12 protein-coding genes are annotated in these 20,075 nt (G+C 47.5%); 10 read left to right on the top strand and 2 right to left on the bottom strand.

What is annotated here, in order from left to right; genetic code table 11:
• Positions 1-23 precede the first annotated feature (23 nt).
• The 5 genes from UNH61_RS04950 to UNH61_RS04930 are packed head-to-tail and all read left to right on the top strand — an operon-like array spanning position 24 to position 11,092.
• Positions 24-3,515 carry a TonB-dependent receptor gene (locus tag UNH61_RS04950; RefSeq protein WP_326991014.1) on the top strand — a complete coding sequence of 1,164 codons (3,492 nt, stop codon included), beginning with the start codon at positions 24-26 and terminating at the stop codon, positions 3,513-3,515.
• Positions 3,516-3,530: 15 nt separating this feature from the next.
• Positions 3,531-5,237, top strand: a complete 1,707-nt coding sequence (locus UNH61_RS04945; protein ID WP_326991013.1) for a RagB/SusD family nutrient uptake outer membrane protein — start codon at positions 3,531-3,533, stop codon at positions 5,235-5,237.
• Positions 5,238-5,255: 18 nt separating this feature from the next.
• The gene (locus UNH61_RS04940) at positions 5,256-7,694 is read left to right on the top strand and encodes an FG-GAP-like repeat-containing protein (RefSeq protein ID WP_326991012.1); all 2,439 of its coding nucleotides are present in this window, start codon (positions 5,256-5,258) and stop codon (positions 7,692-7,694) included.
• Positions 7,695-7,722: 28 nt separating this feature from the next.
• Complete coding sequence (locus tag UNH61_RS04935; protein WP_326991011.1) at positions 7,723-9,090, top strand: Gfo/Idh/MocA family oxidoreductase; 1,368 nt, start codon at positions 7,723-7,725, stop codon at positions 9,088-9,090.
• A 10-nt stretch (positions 9,091-9,100) separates the two neighbouring features.
• Positions 9,101-11,092, top strand: a complete 1,992-nt coding sequence (locus UNH61_RS04930; RefSeq protein ID WP_326991010.1) for a beta-galactosidase — start codon at positions 9,101-9,103, stop codon at positions 11,090-11,092.
• Between the two features lie 68 nt (positions 11,093-11,160).
• On the opposite strand, the gene UNH61_RS04925 is transcribed toward UNH61_RS04930, so the two are convergent.
• Together UNH61_RS04925 and UNH61_RS04920 are read right to left on the bottom strand one after the other, a co-directional pair.
• Positions 11,161-11,403, bottom strand: a complete 243-nt coding sequence (locus tag UNH61_RS04925; RefSeq protein ID WP_326991009.1) for a hypothetical protein — start codon at positions 11,401-11,403, stop codon at positions 11,161-11,163.
• Between the two features lie 9 nt (positions 11,404-11,412).
• Positions 11,413-11,736: an ImmA/IrrE family metallo-endopeptidase gene (locus tag UNH61_RS04920; RefSeq protein WP_326996159.1), complete on the bottom strand. Its 324-nt coding sequence runs from the start codon at positions 11,734-11,736 to the stop codon at positions 11,413-11,415.
• Positions 11,737-12,286: 550 nt separating this feature from the next.
• On the opposite strand from UNH61_RS04920, the gene UNH61_RS04915 reads away from it, so the two are divergent.
• The 5 genes from UNH61_RS04915 to UNH61_RS04895 all read left to right on the top strand — a co-directional run bounded on the left by UNH61_RS04915 (position 12,287) and on the right by UNH61_RS04895 (position 20,070).
• Positions 12,287-13,204, top strand: a complete 918-nt coding sequence (locus UNH61_RS04915; RefSeq protein WP_326991008.1) for a PDDEXK nuclease domain-containing protein — start codon at positions 12,287-12,289, stop codon at positions 13,202-13,204.
• Complete coding sequence (locus UNH61_RS04910; RefSeq protein ID WP_326996158.1) at positions 13,168-13,851, top strand: PDDEXK nuclease domain-containing protein; 684 nt, start codon at positions 13,168-13,170, stop codon at positions 13,849-13,851. Before UNH61_RS04915 ends, UNH61_RS04910 begins: the two co-directional genes overlap by 37 nt.
• Positions 13,852-14,857: 1,006 nt before the next feature.
• Complete coding sequence (locus tag UNH61_RS04905; protein ID WP_326991007.1) at positions 14,858-15,592, top strand: hypothetical protein; 735 nt, start codon at positions 14,858-14,860, stop codon at positions 15,590-15,592.
• Positions 15,593-15,630: 38 nt separating this feature from the next.
• Positions 15,631-16,332: a hypothetical protein gene (locus UNH61_RS04900; RefSeq protein ID WP_326991006.1), complete on the top strand. Its 702-nt coding sequence runs from the start codon at positions 15,631-15,633 to the stop codon at positions 16,330-16,332.
• A 180-nt stretch (positions 16,333-16,512) separates the two neighbouring features.
• Positions 16,513-20,070: a hypothetical protein gene (locus tag UNH61_RS04895; RefSeq protein WP_326991005.1), complete on the top strand. Its 3,558-nt coding sequence runs from the start codon at positions 16,513-16,515 to the stop codon at positions 20,068-20,070.
• Positions 20,071-20,075: the final 5 nt, after the last annotated feature.

Here is a 20,075-nt window from a genome sequence, read left to right as displayed (position 1 = left end):
GAGACTAATCTAATCTAATCGTTATGGTAAGTAACCGTTTATTTTCCTCCCGCTTCATCAGGAGCGGAGGCAAGGGAAGCTATTGTCTGTCCCTCTTCCACGTATGCCTTTTAATTTTTCTCATGGGGCCATCCGGTTTACAGGCCCAGGATTACACTTCATCCGGCGCCCGCCTGCACGGCGAGCAACAGAAACGTACAGGCGTCAGCGTTGCCTGGATTTTGTCGGAGCTGGAAAAGCGTTTTAAACTGAAGTTCAATTACAATGCCGATAAGCTTTCGGCCATGCAGGTAAATGAAGCAGACGCGAAACAGCTGTTACACAGCTATAGAACGGAGCGAAGTTTATTCGACAAAAAGCTGGACGTGCTAATGCAACAGCACGGGCTGGAAGTACGACGCTTCCCTGACAGCTCTTACATCGTGGTAGATAAAGTGCCCGGCGGCGCTCAGACTCAGAGGCCTGTGCAGCAGGAAATTATGGTGAGTGGCCGGGTACTGTCTGACGAAAACAGGAGCCCGCTGGTAGGTGTTAATATCGCTGTTGTTGGTACTAGCAGGGGTACGGTAACCGGTACGGATGGCCGCTTTGAGCTGAAGGTGCCGGAACGGGAAGCGTTGCTTCGCTTTTCCTATACCGGGTTTATTCCTTACCAGGTGAAGGCTGGCGATATTGGCGGGGAAAATGTGCTGCTGAAAGCAGATCTTGCAAAACTTAACGAGGTAGTTGTTGTAGGATATGGCACCCAGCAGAAAAGTTCCAGCACCGCTGCTATTTCAACGCTGAAATCAGACAAAATCCGCGACCTGCCCGTACCCAATATCAGCAATACGCTCAACGGCCGCTTGCCAGGTATCATTGCCGCACAGAATAGCGGCGAGCCCGGTAAGGACGGATCTGAGATACATATCAGGGGTATCGCCACTAACGGGAATAGCGCGCCGCTCATCGTTGTCGACGGCGTGCCGAGGGATTTTACACGGTTGGATCCCAGTACCATCGCATCCATTACCGTACTGAAAGATGCTGCCGCTGTAGCGCCTTACGGCATGGCCGGCGCCAACGGTGTAATACTGGTTACCACAAAAAAGGGCCGTGCAGGCAAACCTACGTTGTCTTACAGCGGCTATGCCGGTTTCCAGAATCCTACTACTACCGTGAAAATGGTGAATGCATATGAATATGTTACCCTGCGGAATATTGCCGACAGGAATGCCGGCCAGGCGCCCACTTTTTCCGATGAACAGGTGGAGGGCTTCAGGAAATCTGTGGAACATGCACCGGGAGCGGATTACGACAAATATCCAAACGCGGATGCCATGGCTGCTATCCGTAACCGCAATACCCCTTTAACGGGCCATAACATTTCTCTTTCGGGCGGTTCTGAAAATACCACCTACTACATTGGGCTGGGATACCTTTACCAGCGCGGTTTATGGGCTTCTACCAATGTAAAGCGCTACAATGTGGTGGCCAACCTGGAATCCCGGCCAACAAAAACAACCACGGTGGCACTATCTATCAATGGCCTCAATAACCTGGTGCATCAGCCGGGCGCCAACGGCCTGGATGTGTTTGCGAGTGCCCAGGCATGGTGGCCGATTAATGCTTTGAAATATTCCAACGGGCTCCTTGCCAACAACAATGGCAAACCTTCGCTGCTGTACCTGCTGTCTACCGGCTCCCGGTCGAGCGACGAAACAAGGATCATGGGCCAGCTGTCGGTAGAACAAGAGCTGCCCTTCCTGGAAGGGCTCAGCATTAAAGGCGTGTTCAGCTATGATCCTACCACTTATTTTGAGAAAAATTGGAACGAACCGCAGCCCACTACCTATAACATCAATACCACTACTAACCCTTATGCATATACGCCGGTTGTCAGCGCCGGAAAACCCTCGCTGCTGGAACAGAACCAGCGGTGGAAGGAGTACACCTGGCAGGCTTTCCTGAACTATCATCATGATTTCGGCAAGCATGCAGTAAGCGGCCTCGCCGTAATGGAAGTCCGTCAAACGAAGTATGACCGGCTCTCTGCTTCCAGGGGCAGGTACGATCTGAATATCGACGAAATTGACCTGGGTAGCGCCGACCAGAAGACATGGGGTACGGGGGGCTCATCCAGTGAAACCAGGCAGGTAGGTTATGTATACCGTGCTTCTTACGCTTATGCGGGTAAGTACATGCTGGAAGCGTCCGGCAGGTATGATGGTCATTACTACTTTGCACCCGGACGGCAATATGGCTTTTTCCCAGCTTTTTCCGCTGGCTGGCGGCTGTCGGAGGAACCGTTCATAAAAGACCGGTTCAGTTGGATTGATAACCTGAAGCTGAGAGGATCCTGGGGGCAGTCCGGTAACCTGGCAGGCGGCCCGTTCCAGTATTCCAGCGCCATGGGCGTATACGGGAACGCCTATGTTTTTAAAGGAGAAGTATTACAGGGCGCGCGCGAACGCCTGGAACCCAATCCCTTCATTACCTGGGAGCGCGCAGCGAAAGCGGATGTAGGCGTTGAGCTAACGCTCTGGCAGGGATTGCTCGGACTGGAAGCGGACGTATTCCACGAGAAAAGAAATAACATGCTGGTAAGTCCGGCCAGCGTAGTGCCGGCGGAATATGGCATCGGCATTGCCCAGGTAAACGCAGGCATCATGAGCAACCATGGCATTGACCTCTCCCTTAGCAGCGAGCATCGTTTTCACAATGGCTTGCGTGCGGGCGTTACTGTTAACTTTACCTATGCCCAAAACAAGCTGATACAAACGTTTGAAAACCCCGTAACCATGAATAATCCCAACCGTTCGCGCACCGGCCGGCCGCTGAATTCCCAGTTCGGGCTGAAGGCAGTGGGGCTGTACCAGGAAAGCGATTTCGGTAGCGACGGAAAGCTGAAGGCGGGTATACCAACACCGACTTTTGGCGCGGTAGCGCCGGGAGATATACGCTACGAAGATGTGAATGGCGATAACAGGATAGACGCCAGCGATGAAACCTATATCGGGCGCCCCGTACTGCCGCAGATTATTTATGCTTTCAGCCCCAGCCTGTCATTCAGGGGATTTGATATGAACCTGCTGTTCCAGGGTGCAGCGCAAACAGATGTACAGATACAGAAAGAGCTGGTATGGCCGTTTTTCGTGGGCGCTTCCGCTACAAAAAAATCGCTCGATTACTGGACGCCCGAAAATACCGGTGCGCGTTATCCACGGCTGTTTGGTCAGGGAGGCAACAGCAATAATCAGCAAAGCTCATCCTGGTGGTACTGGAGCGCCGCTTACCTGCGCCTGAAATCGGCGGAGATAGGGTATACTCTGCCTGCGGCAGTGAGCCGCCGCTGCGGGTTCGAATCGCTACGCTGTTATGTTGCCGGGCAGAATCTCCTTACCTGGAGTCCTATCAAAGACTTCATCGATCCCGAAATGGGTGAGAGCGGAAAGGCAGATAGAAATACCAGGGGCTGGTATTATCCACACCAGCAGGTGTTTTCAGTAGGGGTTAATGTTGTTTTCAAAAACTAGTAAAAGAACCGGAATATGTTCATCACAAATAATTTTCGTAATTGGTACAGGCTGCTGCTGTTAACGTTGCTGCTGACCGCCTGTAACCATGATTTCCTGGAGGTTACACCAAGGGACCAGCTGTCTGCGGAATCAATTTTTGCAGACGCTCCGGGCGGCGATATTTTCCTGAACGATATCTATAACAATCTGCCCGACGCCGTTACCACTGCAAGCTGCTGCAATTATGACGCATTTGAAAACTGGAGCGATAACAGCGTATGCAGTTTTCACTGGGCCATGTCGTGGCAGCTGTCTGTAGCCCGGTCTTATGGCCCGGCTAACTATAATCCGGGACTGTATAACCACGATTATCCTGCCATGCCCTTTATGTATGATAAGATGTACAGCTTTATCAGGAAATGCAATCTTTTTATTGCGAGGATAAATGAGACGCCGCAGAAATTCCCGGATGACTGGAAGAAGCTGCGTTTGAGCGAGGCCCGCTTTCTGCGCGTCTATTACTATCATCTCCTGTGGATGGCGTACGGTGGGGTACCCCTCGTAACGGAGCTGCTGAACAGGCAGGAGCAGGGAAACGCTATTTTCAAACCGCGGAGTACGTCTGCAGAAACATATAAGTTTATGACGGATGAACTAGCGGCCATCGCCAACGATTTGCCGGCAGACAATACCAGGGGAAGCGTCAGCGAAGGCCATGCTTCCAAAGGCGCTGCGCTGGCCCTGAAAGGATGGATAGAGCTGTTCAATCATCAGTATGTTGCGGCGGCGGCTACCAACAAGCAACTAATTGATGAACTGGGCAATGGAAAGCCTTACGATCTTTTTCCGGATTATAATGCCCAGTTCATGGCGGAGAATAACAATAACAGGGAAACGGTATTCGCTTACCAGCACCTGTCCGGCGCCAAAAACGCTTACCAGTCCAGCTACTTCGGGCCTAAAGGCACCTTCGGCGGATGGGGAGCTATGCAGCCTACGCAAAACCTGGTGGATGATTACGTGATGGCTAACGGTCGGCCTATTTCGGATCCCGCATCCGGTTACGACCCTGCCCATCCCTATAAAAACAGGGAGACCCGCTTTTATCAATCGATCATCTACGATGGGACTGTGTTTGCAGGCCAGACATTCAACATGAAGCAAGGTGAGGAATTTGGCAGAGATCTCGGCAAAGAGAACAATACAGGCTATTTCAGGCGGAAAGGCATTGATGAAAGGCTGAAAGGCAACCTTGCGCTGGAGGGATCCAATTACAACTTTCTCAGGTATGCGGAAGTGCTGCTGAATTTTGCCGAAGCGCGGATAGAAGCAGGTCAGATAGACCAGGATGTGGTGAATGCAATTGACAAGGTAAGGGTGCGGGGAGGATTACCCACACTGCAGCAGACTTATAACCACATACCAGCGCAGCAGGAACTGCGTGATATTGTACGCCGTGAGCGCCGTGTGGAGCTTGCCTTCGAAAACAAACGCTACTGGGATCTGATCAGGTGGAGAACCGCCGAAACAATTTTAAACCAACCCCTGTACGGAGTTGACATCACTAAGGAGAATGGCGTGTGGGTATATAATACCAGGGGGCTGGTACATACGCAGCAGTTCTTTCCGAAGAACTACTTGTTCCCGTTATACCAGGGTTGGATAGATGCAAATCCCGCTATCAGGCAACAGAACGGCGGAGCCGATAACTGGGCAAACGGGCAGAACGCCGGTTACTAAAACTAAATCACGATGCACATGACTACTCCTATAAAACGCAGTATGACGCTTGCCAGTGTTTGCGTGGCAGGCCTCCTTGCATGCTGTACCGGGCTGTATGCGCAAAGAAATGCAGGCATCTTCTATTCCACATTGTTTGCAAAAACAAAACCTTATAACCGTATATCGGGTTTGGGAAAACAGGCGGCCGGCTTTTTTCTGAAAGATATCAACGGTGATGGCAAAGACGATGCGCTTGCCTACTATTCTACAGGCGACTGGTACGGAGCGCTTTCCAACGGCGCCGCTTTTGTAAATCCGCGCAAGTACCTGGTTTACACATCCGGCACTGCCACGCCTATCGGCAGCTATCACGCGCTGATGGGAGATGTGAACGGAGACGGAAAAACAGACGCGGTTTATTTTGATCCCGGTTTTGGCGGCTGGCATGTGGCGCTGGCCAATGATACAGGTTTTCTGGCGCCGGTGCTATGGAGTAACGGTAACGGGGTAGGTGCCGCCGGACAGCTGCTGGCCGATGTGAACGGAGATGGGAAGGAAGATGCCATTATCTATTTCCAGTCCGGCGGACTGGCGGGCAGTTGGTATGTAGGACTATCAACCGGTACCGGTTTTGGTTCTTTTTCATCATGGACCGGGAGTTTCGGCGCTACTGCTGATCAATGCATGGCGGCAGATGTAAATGGCGATGGCAAGGCGGATGCTGTTTGTTTTAAGAAGAGCGATGGCAGTTGGCAGGTAGCGCTTTCCGGAGGCAGCAGCTTTGCTGCCGGCAGCACCTGGAAAACAGGGTTTGGCACAGGCAAGGAAAAAGGTTTTGTGTATGATGTGGACCGCGACGGCAAGGCGGATATTGTTTATTACGACAGCGGGGAATGGTGGGTCAGTTATTCTTCCGGCAGCGGCTTCGGCGCTTATCATCACCGCTGGGTGGCAGGTAACAGGCCTGCTGTTCCCAAGGGAAATATTCCCGCGCCCGACGCTACATTGCTGGGCGATATGTCGGATACTGCCACAGTTGCCTGCGCAGTATCACTTGGCAACTGGCTTTGCCTGGATAACAATAATAAGGGCGCAACCGCAGACGCCGTGCAAACAGATACATGGTATGCCTGGGGAAACGACTACCAGCCGCAGGTACCGGGGCATCCTGGTACGTACGACTCCGGTGACAGCACCATTAATGATATTCAGCTCCGCATGATCCATGATGCCGGTTTTACCTATATCATGTTCGATATCACTAACGGCCCCAATGCCTGGGTTGATAACAGGGCGCTGCAATTTGCAGCGCGTATTGTGCGATGGAACAGCCAGCTGCAGCCTGGGCAGCATAAAATGTACTTCTGCGTGGCAATGGGAGGAAGCGGAGGGCTTACCGGCGCCGCTGCCGCCACCGTTGTGGAATCGGAGTCTAAAAGAGCCTGGGATAATTTTTATATTCCTTACCAGGATTGTTATTACAAGCAGGATGGGAAACCACTGCTCATTCATTTTGTATGGTGGCCGGCAAACAGCGATGACATAAAGGGCTATGCCGCGGCCAATCCCGGTGCAATGACCTATTTCGGACAGTGTACTGTACGCTGGATGTATAATGAGATAAAGAATGACACTGCGTATAAGAATGCTTACGGCTGGCCGATACTGAACAAATTCGGCAATCCGGTAGGAAATGAAGTAATGGATGTGATGCCCGGCTTTTGGAACGGGGCTTTCGGTACAGGCAGGGAGCAGGGAGAGCTGTACCGCAGCCAGTGGCTGAGAGTGTTGCAATATACCCCGCAGAGCGTATGGCTTAACAGCTTTAATGAAACCTGGGAACATACGTCAGTAGAACCTGCCTGGATACCACCGGACAGCACTATTGACAATCCATCGCTGATATCGGCATGGACAGACTATTACGGTACCCGCATGGATGATTTCTACTGGGTGATGACAAAACAATACACCCGTTTGTATATGTACGGGCAGCTGTTTGAGAACAGTTACATCCAGGAATACGGCAATCCGGATGTATATAAAGTGACTGCCGCGGGCACGTTTCAATACCAGGGCGCAATGCCGCATCTGGCGCCGGTATTGCTGGTGCCGGCGGGTTTCCGCAGCGCATTCGCTGGCAGTATCATCAATGACAGCCTGCAAACCGTGAGCCTGCTTTTTAACAGCAGCGCTATGAAACAAACCGTTGCCGGCACTGCGGTTATATATCCTAACCCGGTTACGAACGGCCAGCTTTTTATACGGTATAACGGCCGCCCCGGCGCAGAAGCCGTGCTTTACAACCAGCTGGGTATTGCAACCATCCGCAAAAAACTATACGGTCAGGTAACTGAGCTGAATATGCAACAGTTGCCCCCCGGCAGCTATTATCTGTGCCTGTACGAACGGAACCGCAGGCATACTTACAAAGTGCTGGTAGCGGCGTCTCCGGATGGGCGTGCCAGTTATTGATCTATTTATATCAACAAACAATATCAAAATGGAAAGACGGACATTTATACGAAATGCAGCCGTTGCAGGCGCCGGCGCGCTCGCAGCACAGGGCACGCCAGCGTTGGGGCGTACGCTGCGCAGGGAGCGTAAAGTAAAGGTGGGAATCATTGGAGTAGGACAGCGGGGAAGGGATTATCTCGCGCTCTGCCTGCGCCGCAGCGATATGCAGATTACGGCAGTTTGCGACCCCGATACGAAATGGGCCATTCCCGCCAGCCGTAAAATGATCGCCGATGCATATGGTAGCAACCATAAAGTAAAGGAATACACGGCAGGAGAATATGATTATGTTCGTATGCTGCAGCAGGAAGATATGGATGCTGTGATTATTGCAACGCCCTGGCAATGGCATGTACCCCAGGCAGTGGCGGCTATGAAGGCCGGGAAAACGCCGGCGGTGGAAGTATGCGGGGCTGCGGATATCAGGGAGTGCTGGGCGTTGGTAGATACCAGTGAAGAAACAGGAATACCCGTATTTGCAATGGAGAATGTTTGTTACAGCCGCAATATTATGGCGGTGTTGAATATGGTGCGCCAGGGATTGTTTGGAGAAATCACACATTTGCAGGGAGGCTACCAGCATGATCTGCGGTCGGTAAAGTTCAATGATGGCGAGCATTTAAAAGGGCATGGTGTGGAATTTGGCGAAAACGCCATCTCCGAAGCCCGCTGGCGTACTATCCACTCCGTTCACCGGAATGGAGACCTGTACCCAACCCACGGACTGGGTCCGGTTGCCAATATCATCAACATTAACCGCGGAAACCGGCTGCTGTCGCTGACATCTGTTGCAACCAAGTCGAGAGGTCTGCATAAATATATAGTAGACAATGGCGGGCCGGGTCATCCCAATGCGAAAGTGAAGTTCAACCTGGGAGATATTGTTACCACGCTGATACGCACGACCAACGGGGAAACCATCCTGCTGTCGCACGATACCAATTCTCCCCGCCCTTATTCACTCAATTTCCGGGTGCAGGGCACGCAGGGAATATGGATGGATGATATGCAGGCGATATACATTGAAGGGCAGAGTAAAACCAGCGATGCATGGGAGAACGCCGCGAGCTGGCTGGAGAAATACGATCACCCCGTTTGGAAAAAATACGGGAATGATGCAGCCGGAGCAGGGCATGGAGGCATTGACTGGTTTACCATGAACGCATTCATCAACTGCATCAGGCAGCGTGCGCCATACCCGCTTGACGTATATGATCTTGCTGCGTGGTACGCCATTACACCGCTGTCGGAAGCTTCTGTTGCAGAAGGAGGAGCAGTACAGTTCATACCTGATTTTACGCGCGGCCAGTGGCAGTTCAGGAAACCGCTTTTCGGGTTGAGCCAGGAGTATTGACGGGATATTGATGATGAATAGTTTTTTTATACGATACATTCCGCTGTTGCTGCTGCTTATCCGGCCGTTATGCCCGGTAGTGGCGCAATCTACCGGGTACAACGTTGCTGGCGTACGGCCATTGCAGGGCGTGCCTTCTCTTTTTATTAACGGGCAGGCATATCCGCCGTTTTTTTACATGTCGTACCTGGGAGAAGAACAGTATTACAGGGAAGCGGCTGCTACGGGCATTCATCTGTACAGCCTTCCCTGTTACCTGGGAGATCGCGGCATTAACACGGAATCGGGTATAGGGCCCTTCCGGAAACCACTCTGGACAGGTGTGAACCAATACGACTTTTCAGCGATCAGGGAGGACTTTGAAAAGCTGCTGCTCGCGGACCCTGCCGCAAAGGTGATTGTACGTCTGCACCTTGATCCGCCGTTGTGGTGGGAGAACGCCCATCCCGATGCCGACTGCCGCTTGCCCGATGGCAGCACGTTTCGTCAATGCTTTGCATCGGAGAAGTGGAAACAGGAAACCGGCCGCGTGTTGAAAGATGTGACGGAATGGCTGCTGTCTTCCCGCTATGCCGCGCAGTTGATAGGCATTCATGTTGCGGCCGGAGGTACGGAAGAGTGGGTATATCACTATCATCAGTATTTCTATGATGAGAACCCTACCAGGACGCAAGCCTTCCGGAGGTGGCTGCAGCGCAGGTATGCAGGCAGCAATGCCGCACTGCGCAAGGCGTGGGGGCAGACAAACGTTTCTTTTCAAACGGCGCAGCCGGCAGACATCAGTGGAAAGAACAGCCATCCTGCCTGGCGCAAACAGGGAGATGAAGAGGATGTGGTAGACACCTATCGTTTTCACGCGGAAACCCTGGCGGATGATATCGCTTATTTTTGCAAGATTGTTAAGGAAACCAGCCATCGCCGCCTGCTTACGGGCGCTTTCTACGGATATCATTACTTTATTACCGATCCCAGGAAGGGGCATGGAGCGCTCGCGAAACTGCTGCGTTGCCCGGATCTGGACTATCTTTCAAGTCCCAATGCCTACAACCGGGTAATGGGTGAAGACTGGCCGCCGATGGCTGCGGTACAAAGTATACAGCTGCATGGAAAGCTGTGGCTGGCGGAGAACGATACCCGCACTTCCATTACCACATTGCTTAAAGACCGCGCTCCCGATGTTAACCCGCCGGGAAAGCGGTATGATGGCGGTGTGTGGCTGGGACCGCCGGATATGGATGCCTCAGTGGCGCTGCTGAAGAAGAACCTGGGGCGCATGCTCACAGGCAGTTATGGGGGGTGGTGGTTTGATATGTGGGGTGGCTGGTTCAGCGATCCCCGTTTGCTGGAAGTATTTGAGCAGGAGCAGGCCTTATGGGAAAAATATCGGCCGGCAGCGGCCCCGGAAATGAATGCACAGGTGTGCGTAATTGCCGACGGGGAGTTTTGTTTCCGCGACGCTTCCAACGGCCAGCTGGCGGCGCAGGTGCTGGGTAATTCTTCCCCACTCGGAAAAACAGGAGCGCCCTATGATCTTTTTTTGAGAGAGGACATGGAAAAATTGCCGGGCAACAGGTATAAGGTAATATGGCTACTGGGGACGTCGGCGCTTACGCCCCGTGAAAAAGCATTCATAAAAAAAAGGCGCGCTGCCGGCGCCCTGATATTGCAGACGGATGGCGCCGGCACATGGGTTGACGGACCGCAGGAACCGCGTAAATACCTGGAAGGCAAATTGCGCTGGGATGCCGCTGTGCTGCGGCAATACTGGAAACAGGCAGGCGTGCATATTTATCTCGATACAGATGAAGTAATTTATGCGGGACATCAATGGATTACGCTGCATACCATACAGGGTGGCAGCCGGACGGTCCGTTTCCCTTACAAGGCGAAAGTAATTGAACCGCTGACAAACCGGGTACTGGAAACGGGCACGGATAGTCTCCGGATAGAACTACCTGCATCGTCAACAACAATTTTGCGAGTAATGCCCGCGGGAAAATAAGTTATCAGAAAGCAGGCCGTATTTCAACATACCCTTCCGTGCCGATATTTGGCATGTAGATTTTAATATTAAAACACCTGTTGATGTTCTTTTTTAAATTCAGCCAAAGACTGATTAGATAATGAAGCTGCTTTCGACATTGAAATCTGGTCTTCAATCAAAGCTCTGAATAAAAGTTGTTCAAAACGATTACTCTCTTCTGCTCCCTGGTATTCTACGGGCTCATCAACTCTCCAATTCATTTGTTTCATAAAGAAGAAGAATTGTTTGGTATAATAATCATTGATAATACCACAAGCTTTTGCCTGCATAACGATAGCTTACATTGAGATACCATATTGTTTCTTGATATTACCCAATTCTAAAGTAGAAAGCTTTCTACGATGTGCCCCTAATTCTGCTTTGATAGTTTCTTCAGGCAGTAACATTGCTCCTGAAAACTGATGACATAAGTTTTCCTTTTCTCTTTCAGCTATATCTCCAAATTTTAATAATAAGTGAGCAAGTTCGTGAAGTAAAGTAAATAGTATTCTATCAAGCTTGCTTGCTTTCCTTACATTGTATGCAACAACTGGAATGCTCCCATTAACGAAAGTTTGTAATCCGTCGAAACCTTCGGCTACATCCTGTTTCACAACTTTAATGTTCTTGTCCTCTAAAAGCTCAACAAGTGCTGTTTCTGGTTAGCTTTTTTGATACTATCGTAGACTGCGTTCTCCAATGCGACAAAATCTCTATCATCTGTGGTAGCTTTAATTGCATCAATATCCTGAACAATACCACCTTACAAAAATTTAACTAAATTTCATAAATTTACCCCTGACAGGGAGAAAGAGCGCATAAACGTTTAAAAACGGAGTTCTTTCAGATTACGACACATTTTTGACACACTTTACTTGTAAGATATTGAAAGCCAGGACATAAAGGATCCAGTTCTGGGCACTAAAGTAGACAAATCGAGATTACTCTTGGTTTGTCCATTTTTATTTTCGGGAAGACCCGCGTCCAGCGTATATATTAGCTTGATGGCTTTACGCTGTCGGACGGTTCGATATTTGACTTTAGTAAAAGTGAATTTTTTGGGAGAAGTCGAACCATATTTGCTTTTACAATTGAATAATTCCCTTACCTCATTAACTTGTAATTAACGCTTATCATTCTTTCTTTACCTAATTTTCATGTTATTCATTCAACATGAAAATTCAACTTCCCAAAACATATATTCATACACTTGAATCATTAAAGCAAACCATACAAAAAGCCAGATTGAAGGCTGTTCTAACCGCCAATGTGCAACTATTGGCAACCTATTGGGAAATAGGTAATGCTATATCGCAGCAAGAGCAGAATCAAGGATGGGGATCTAAAGTGGTAGAACAGTTGGCCAAGGATTTGAGCATAGCATTCCCTGACTTTAAGGGTCTTTCTCCCAGGAATCTTCGCTATATGAGAAACTTTGCGATAGCATGGCCGGAACTGTCAATTTTGAGCAACCACGATCCGGAAGGGAGCATGAATTCAATTTTGCAGCAGGCTGCTGCAAAATTACCATGGTTTCATATCTGTACACTTCTCGATAAAGTGAAAAATCAGCAGGAACGGAATTTCTACGCCGAACAGGCTATAGGAAATGGCTGGAGCAGAAACATTTTGGTACATCAGATTGAGTCAGGATTATTTAACAGGCAAGACAAAGTACAAAATAATTTTGCGGATACATTACCTGCGGTCCAAAGCGAACTCGCAAATGAGCTATTTAAAGATCCCTATAAATTTGATTTCTTCAATCTTACTAATGAGGCCAGAGAAAGAGACCTGGAAAATGCCCTAGTGGATCATATTATGAAATTTATGCTCGAAATGGGCCGGGGATTCTCATTTGTAGGTAAACAAACATTGATAAATGCAGGAGAGAAAGACTATTACATCGACCTATTGCTTTATCATTTAAAGCTACACTGCTATGTTGCTATTGAACTGAAAATTGGTGAGTTTAAGCCCGAATATGCGGGAAAAATGAATTTCTACCTCTCAACAATAGATAATAACTATAAACATCTCAGGATACTTCTTCCATTGGACTTATTCTGTGCAAGAACAAGGATCGGGTAACTGTTGAATACGCCTTGAAAGATGTAAACAAGCCAATGGGCGTAGCCGAGTACCAGCTCAGCCATCTAATACCTAAAGACCTCCAGAGCCAGTTACCTTCAATAGAAGATTTAGAAAAAGAGCTAAAGAAAGAAGTCTCTTATGCAAAATCGAATCAGAAGAAAAGAGAGCACCTGGAAATGCTAGTGTCCAAACTGTCACCTCAAATATTTAAAAAGGAGAAATCATTGCCTGTTATTAAAGAGATATGGAAAGAAGTTACATACAAATTAAAACCTGCATTAGAAAAAGTGCTCGAGCCCGAAAAAGAACTATTTGAATACATTGGCGTAATCAGATGTATTGATGGCGATAATGCAGAAGGTATGATTCTGTATAGGGATCTAAAGCTTTACAACAAGGAAATAGGGTTACATGTAATAATGGAGACTTTTAAAAATGCGGGATCAAAAGCATTTTCCATCTCAAAAGTCCTACGAATAAAATTGAAAGAATCCTCCTATACACTATCGTATAATTCGGCAACCTGGCTCACCAAACAATATCACGAGAGTTTCACAGAAGAAGAATTAGCGGCGATTAGTGCAAGATTATTAAATCTCACTCTGGCTGAAATCAATAAGAAATTAAAGCAAATAGTTGGCTGATCACTTTAATGATAATGTTTATACCCGAATGCGAAGCATGGGGAAAGTCAGGTAGTTTTGGTTTACCAAAACATAGCTGGCATTTGTTGAACTCCGGTTGCTTTTCTTTTCAATAGCAGAGGAACACAGACTCACCTAATGATTGTAAAAGACGGTGCAAGTGAAAAAAAGTCGGCTACCTGGAATCGGTTCAAGAAAAATACACGCCGGTGCACTAAAAAGGAAAGGTCGGAAGAAGTTCCGACCTTTCCTTTTTTAGATACTTCCAAATCCTTTACTGGCAATACTATTAGCTCCAGTATAGGGTTAGGTTCAATGATTCGATAATCGTTTTTATCAAAAATTAGTTTTGAAGGGAACATCGAACCAATAATCTTTTGCCTGGTATCTAAATCACCATTCTCATAGTGCCAGACCGCATTTACAAGGATTATCCTGCCTTTGCTGTTCTCCATAATCAGTTACAAGTTCCATTTTCCTGGATTCCTGTGCTTCAATCTCCGCCTTTAGTGTGTTCTTAATGCCGGTATATTCAGCCGGGGCAATTTCCGCATCCGGTATCAGGGCTTGGGCATAGCTGATTCTTTGTTTCAGTTTATCAATAGCTCCCTGGATTTCGGTAATCGGCTTATCGTTTTGTTGGTTAGCTCTTTGGATAAAATGTTCCTATACAGATTAATCATAACTCATATATCGTATATATCTAATCTTATTTTGTTGTAAAATATCTATTAATTTTTTTTTCACTTTTTTAAAATAAATAACATAAGATTTTAATTAATATTGGATGATTTAGTTATCTTTAATTCCCCAGCAGGTTTTTCTATCCTTAATAAAGATGTGAAATCTGTATAAGAATGTTGTAAAAGATAAACCTCAGAATAAAAGATAAACCTCAGAATAATCACTTAAGGAATAAGTTATGAATGCAGGAATCGGCTAAGTAATGGGTTGCTTGTCATATGGCTTAATAAGCCAGTATCACTATCTCTATAAACCATGTTCCATGAAAGCTGACGATATATCTTCTACATCTGACTATGTAGAAAATGGTCTCCTACAAGTTGTCCCTATTGCTTCAAGATTGCTGGTGCAGTTAAATACACCTACGCTGGATACTTGCTCGGTGTCCATCCCTTTTTATGATGGAGATACCGTAACAGCCAGTTATAAAGGGTTGCCTGGTAATCAGCCACTCACTTACAGGAACTTTGTTGCCATATGGGAAGCATCTATGATCCCCTGGACAGCAAAACCGCTGGCACAAATGTTTATTGAACAGAATTCAGAACAGGGAACAATAGTGATCGATAACCTCGCCATTACCTACAACAGCTATGTAGTAGGTTATGGGGTAGGGCCGGATATTACCAATATTTGCTGCAGCAGTGTAATATCTGCGGGAGGCTTGGTACTGGCACCTACGCAGGTGAGCATCAACCTGGAATACCTGGGTACCAATTCACTCGCGATACATTACCAAACACTTGCCGGTTATCTGCCGCAGCAATATAACAACTGGATTGGCCTGTGGAAAGGATATGCATCACCTTACAATCCTGGACCACTTGTTTCCAAAGTTATGCTGAACAGCAATTCCAGCGAAGGCACTATCGGTATGAATAATGTACCGTTAAGCATTAACTCCAATTACACACTTATATATTTTATGGGAGAGGATCTTTCTACAGCAGCGGCTATCCTCAATTTCAATACATCTACACCCGCCTCGGATTTATAGTATAACCTCTTTTTTCTAATCCTCAAAAAACACTATTCATGGAAACACAAACACTTGTGGAGCTCACAGCTTCCACCCTTTACACTACCACGCTCGTTGTTTCGAATGTGGCTGCTGATTCTATCGATGTTGATTACACAACTATGCCGGGAAACCAGCCAAACACTTACGGCAACTTCCTCGCTATCTGGCAAAACGCTGGTTCTATTCCGTGGAATACAGATCCGTTAAAGACTTTTCCTATCCCCACTAACACGCCTTCTGGTTCCGCTAACTTTGGCGGCCTGGATATCAACAACAGCAGCTATATTATTGGTTACGCCGTAGGCCCAACACTTAACCCTACCGGCAGTGTTCAGAAGTATGGTAATATATGCGGCACTGCTACTATTCCTGAGAAATCTACTGGCGAAAATACCATCTTTACTTCCGGTATTTCTGAGATTAAAGTGGGTACTACTTCTTTTTCCTTCCAGTTTGACCTGCCTGATGGCGTGCTGCCACAATCCAATGGCGCATGGGCCGGCGTATGGAGAGGAGAAAATCCTTCTTATTACAGTACTCCCCCTCAGGCTTCCATCGCTCTTACTCCTAATTTTTCATCCGGCCGCGCTGCATTCAATAATATCAGCATTGGCAGAGGTCAGACCTACACCGTTGCTATCTTTATGAGTGGTCTTCAGACCGGAGGTAGCAATACCCAAAGAGCACTCGCATGTTCTGCAACGTTTAAAAATTAATTTGTAATGCCTGCCTTGCCTGTATTGTTTTACAATACGGGCAAGGCCTTGTTGTTGCAAAAGTATAAAGAAGTATAGCGGACCGGTACACCATATACATCATTAACTGATCTGTTTTTTACGGGCTTGCAGCCCGGTGGGTATTTCATTCCTTTTTTTATCACGTGAAATATAATTGCCATGGCTTTTTTCAACAAACAATTTATCGACCAGTTATATATTGCAGAAACCAGTGCTGCCGACAAAGGCTTCATTGCATTCGTAATACCCAAAGGTATTACACCCGGTGTTGATACAATAGAATTGAAAGAAGCATTGGCCAGCACTACCTACCTGGGTAGTTTTGTATTTGCAGCACTACCTCCTGTTATTAACAGCATTGATAGTGCGATGAAATTTGTAACCAGCATATACAATGTATTGAACAGTTCCGGTGCAGGCCGTGCATTTGTATGGTTACAGGATAATGTGAATATAAACATGAATACTGCACCGGTGATGGGTATCGATAGCAACGGAACATCCGTCAATAGCGGTTTACAGGCCCCCCTCACCACTACCCTCTCACTGAATATTACCAATGGTATGGCGCTGTCCTGGAAAGACGATAGTACCTTGCTGCTCGATGGATCGCAGAATAATTACACCATCTTTTTCTCCGGTCCGTCCACACCAAATATCAAAGCTCCCGTTATTGGTACCATTCCATTCAATGGGCCGCTACGGGGAACCATACAGTTTTCGCTCTCTATACAACGACTTTCTCTTTATAATGAACTGCAATGGGGTTTCCAGTTTTTGTTCCCGGTACAAACCGTCAACCGCAATGCTTTGTCTGAATGGTTGCCACTCGCAGGAGGTGATCCCGGCGCTACTGATTTTATCGGCTTCACTGCAAGTATTGATCCAACAGATGTATTTAACACAGCATTTGACCCCTGCCAAACCGGTAACTGTACCATCAGTGGTAGTTATGTCAGCAGGCGTACCTGGTTTAACTTTACAGGAATCAATTCCGATCAGACCAATACGGTACTAGCCTCTTATTTCAGAACCGTATTCGGTGCTGCCATCAACCTGCTGCCGGATGTTTCCGGCACAAATACATTACCGGCAAGACTGGTATTTGCCGGTGGTGAATATACATCGTCTACCATACAAAGATTTTTACTGACGCCGGAAGGAGATTTTACTATGCAAATGCCATCCGTTATTGATGGCAGCAAGCAATACCTGATAGGAGGAATGCAGGGTACTGAATTTTTTAGCATTACGCCCAAAACAGCTACCACAAACGGAGATAAGATCCGTTTTATATCCTGCCAACCTGCGTTTGCCTCTAAATTTCCGTTTCAGGAAGCTTCTCCGGTAAAGCAGCCGCCTGAAGATCCTAACGCCCCACTACTCAGTAACAATTTCAGTACGGCATGGGCCACGCTGCTTGCAGGCGAAGGCAATGTGATCAGTTATATCGCACAACCCAAAGGGGCTGCATTATTTGGCAGCGATGCCCTCATCACACCACATTACACAGATCTTTTCGGGCACAATATACCTGGCTTTACTTTTATAGCTGACGACAAGGTCAGCTTTCCCATAGTACCCTATAACGGGGTAACAGCGGGCGACGGTATCAACTCTTTTTCAAAGGAACAGATCATCGCTTTTGAAAACCAGGTTGTAAGTCCCGCCCGGAGAAAATATGTTGGCACATTATCTACTTCCCGGTCCCTGATAAAAGGCAACATACGGCTGGCAGAAAATGTAGCCCCGCAAATATCAACAACACCATCGGGATTGCTGGTAACAGTTACCACATCCGGCGGACAAATGCAATGGAACGAAGTATTACTTGGTCAGAATACCGATAGCGGCACTGCGTATTCCCTGAAATTCATGAATCCCGATGAGCAGCTAATAGAAGCGCTGCAAACCGGCGATCTGATGCTGGTGGCTGCCAATGCCAACCATCTCGGTGCACTGAACGGAACGGTGCCCGGAGCGCCTGCATTCTCAAATAAAGTAGGTATCGGCAGTTGGGAGATGACAGCAAATGTAGGCCAGCAGAATAAATACAATGATTACCGGAATGTAATGATCATCAAGGCTAAAAAAGGGAAGCTGTATGATGCGGACGATGCCACCAAAAGCCTTGTTGCCAATCCGTCTAAATGGACACAAAAAGATGTTTTTGCAGCACCTACTATTATTGGTCCGGATGGTAAACTGCTGCCTCCCGATAACGACGAGCTCGTGATACTCTCACAATGGCTGCAAACTTATTTTAAACAGGCCGCGGATAAAAGCGGCAATAAATATTTTGATAAGTTCAATACGATTGTAAAGGATGAAAACTGGACGGGCATTCTTTTCCTTCGCATGGATATCAGCAAACTGCCTGAAAACCTGGTGGGTATTATGGCAGGGGTTACTGATCCGGACGCATTCAATGCACATCACTTTGCCGTAGAGATCAGCCCTGTGAAGAAGGATGGCGCAAACGCAGCCCTACATCAGCCCAGTTCCATGTTTGGGCTTATTTATTATGAAGACCCGTTGTTTGATGACACGTTACAGGAATCAGTAATGCCTGCATCGTCCGCCACCTACGATTTTCGTTTGCTGACACTGAAAGTATTGTTCGAGAATACAGCTGTAAGCAGTTTTGAAAGCCTGGCACAGCTTACTATCACTGAGTTGTTTAAAATGCCCGTGAGTATAATGGGCGACACGTCAAACGTGTACTATAATGTGATGCTGAAGGGAAGTCTTCAAATCACCGACAATCAGACTTTATACAGTCTTTCCAGTCAGGGCGACAATACTTTCTATTTCGATAATAATATTATTCATAAAATACAAATCTCAAACGTACTGCTGAGCACACGGAATGCTGATAAAGTCGGAGATATCTCTTCCTGGTTCGGTATGTCCGGTTTTATTGATTATTACGTGATCGGTGACCCGGTTACCTGCCCCGTATTTGATATTTTTTCCTTCGGTAATAATGAGGGAGAAGACTTTCCTAACAAGGGTTTGCGTTTCAACAATCTGGGCATCAGCATGATATTCCCGGCCTCAGCTCCTTCACAAAAACAAATGGTGATGGATGTAACACAGATCAGTTTTAATACCGCGCACAGTACGCCACGTACCAATAGCCTTTTCCTGAATTTTGCACTCGACATGCAGGAACTGGTGTCCGCAGACGCAGGTACACAGCTATCGGATAAAGGTTATTTACCCGTTATACCAGATGTTGCATTATCCGACATGAGCATTGACAACTGGTACGGATTAAAGTTGAAACTAAACATGGGCACACCGGGAGAACTGGCAGGAAAACTAAGTCTGAACTCTTTCCTGCTATTGGTATGGTCTCCGCAAAGCACAGGTGTCAATACCTACAGGGGTGGCATAGGCATCTCTCTTCCCGGTACCGGTGGCGGCGCGAAACTCATCAGCCTGCAGAATATCATGAAATTATCCATAGGTCAGATAAGGTTAGCTTACAGTGCTTCTCAGTCTTCCTTCCTGCTGATGTTTACAGAAATAGCATTGCAGTTCCTCGGTCTGCTGAAAATACCACCAAACGGTTCCACATTATTTTACCTGTTTGGTAACCCGGATGCCGGAGGTAAAGCCAGCGGGCTCGGATGGTATGCTATGTACCGGAAGAAAAATGCCAGCGGATTACAGGCACAGCAACAGTTAACCACTACATCCACATCACGTTAAAAAAA

It is taken from the genome of Chitinophaga sp. 180180018-3 (assembly GCF_037893185.1).
GTDB lineage: Bacteria > Bacteroidota > Bacteroidia > Chitinophagales > Chitinophagaceae > Chitinophaga.
This window is presented reverse-complemented; position numbering and strand designations above follow the sequence as displayed.

Excerpts from the sequence above, each read along its gene's own strand:
- UNH61_RS04950 (WP_326991014.1), top strand. The coding sequence starts at position 24 with ATGGTAAGTAACCGTTTATTTTCCTCCCGCTTCATCAGGAGCGGAGGC.
- UNH61_RS04945 (WP_326991013.1), top strand. The coding sequence starts at position 3,531 with ATGTTCATCACAAATAATTTTCGTAATTGGTACAGGCTGCTGCTGTTA.
- UNH61_RS04940 (WP_326991012.1), top strand. The coding sequence starts at position 5,256 with ATGACTACTCCTATAAAACGCAGTATGACGCTTGCCAGTGTTTGCGTG.
- UNH61_RS04935 (WP_326991011.1), top strand. The coding sequence starts at position 7,723 with ATGGAAAGACGGACATTTATACGAAATGCAGCCGTTGCAGGCGCCGGC.
- UNH61_RS04930 (WP_326991010.1), top strand. The coding sequence starts at position 9,101 with ATGATGAATAGTTTTTTTATACGATACATTCCGCTGTTGCTGCTGCTT.
- UNH61_RS04925 (WP_326991009.1), bottom strand. The coding sequence starts at position 11,403 with ATGCAGGCAAAAGCTTGTGGTATTATCAATGATTATTATACCAAACAA.
- UNH61_RS04915 (WP_326991008.1), top strand. The coding sequence starts at position 12,287 with ATGAAAATTCAACTTCCCAAAACATATATTCATACACTTGAATCATTA.
- UNH61_RS04905 (WP_326991007.1), top strand. The coding sequence starts at position 14,858 with ATGAAAGCTGACGATATATCTTCTACATCTGACTATGTAGAAAATGGT.
- UNH61_RS04900 (WP_326991006.1), top strand. The coding sequence starts at position 15,631 with ATGGAAACACAAACACTTGTGGAGCTCACAGCTTCCACCCTTTACACT.
- UNH61_RS04895 (WP_326991005.1), top strand. The coding sequence starts at position 16,513 with ATGGCTTTTTTCAACAAACAATTTATCGACCAGTTATATATTGCAGAA.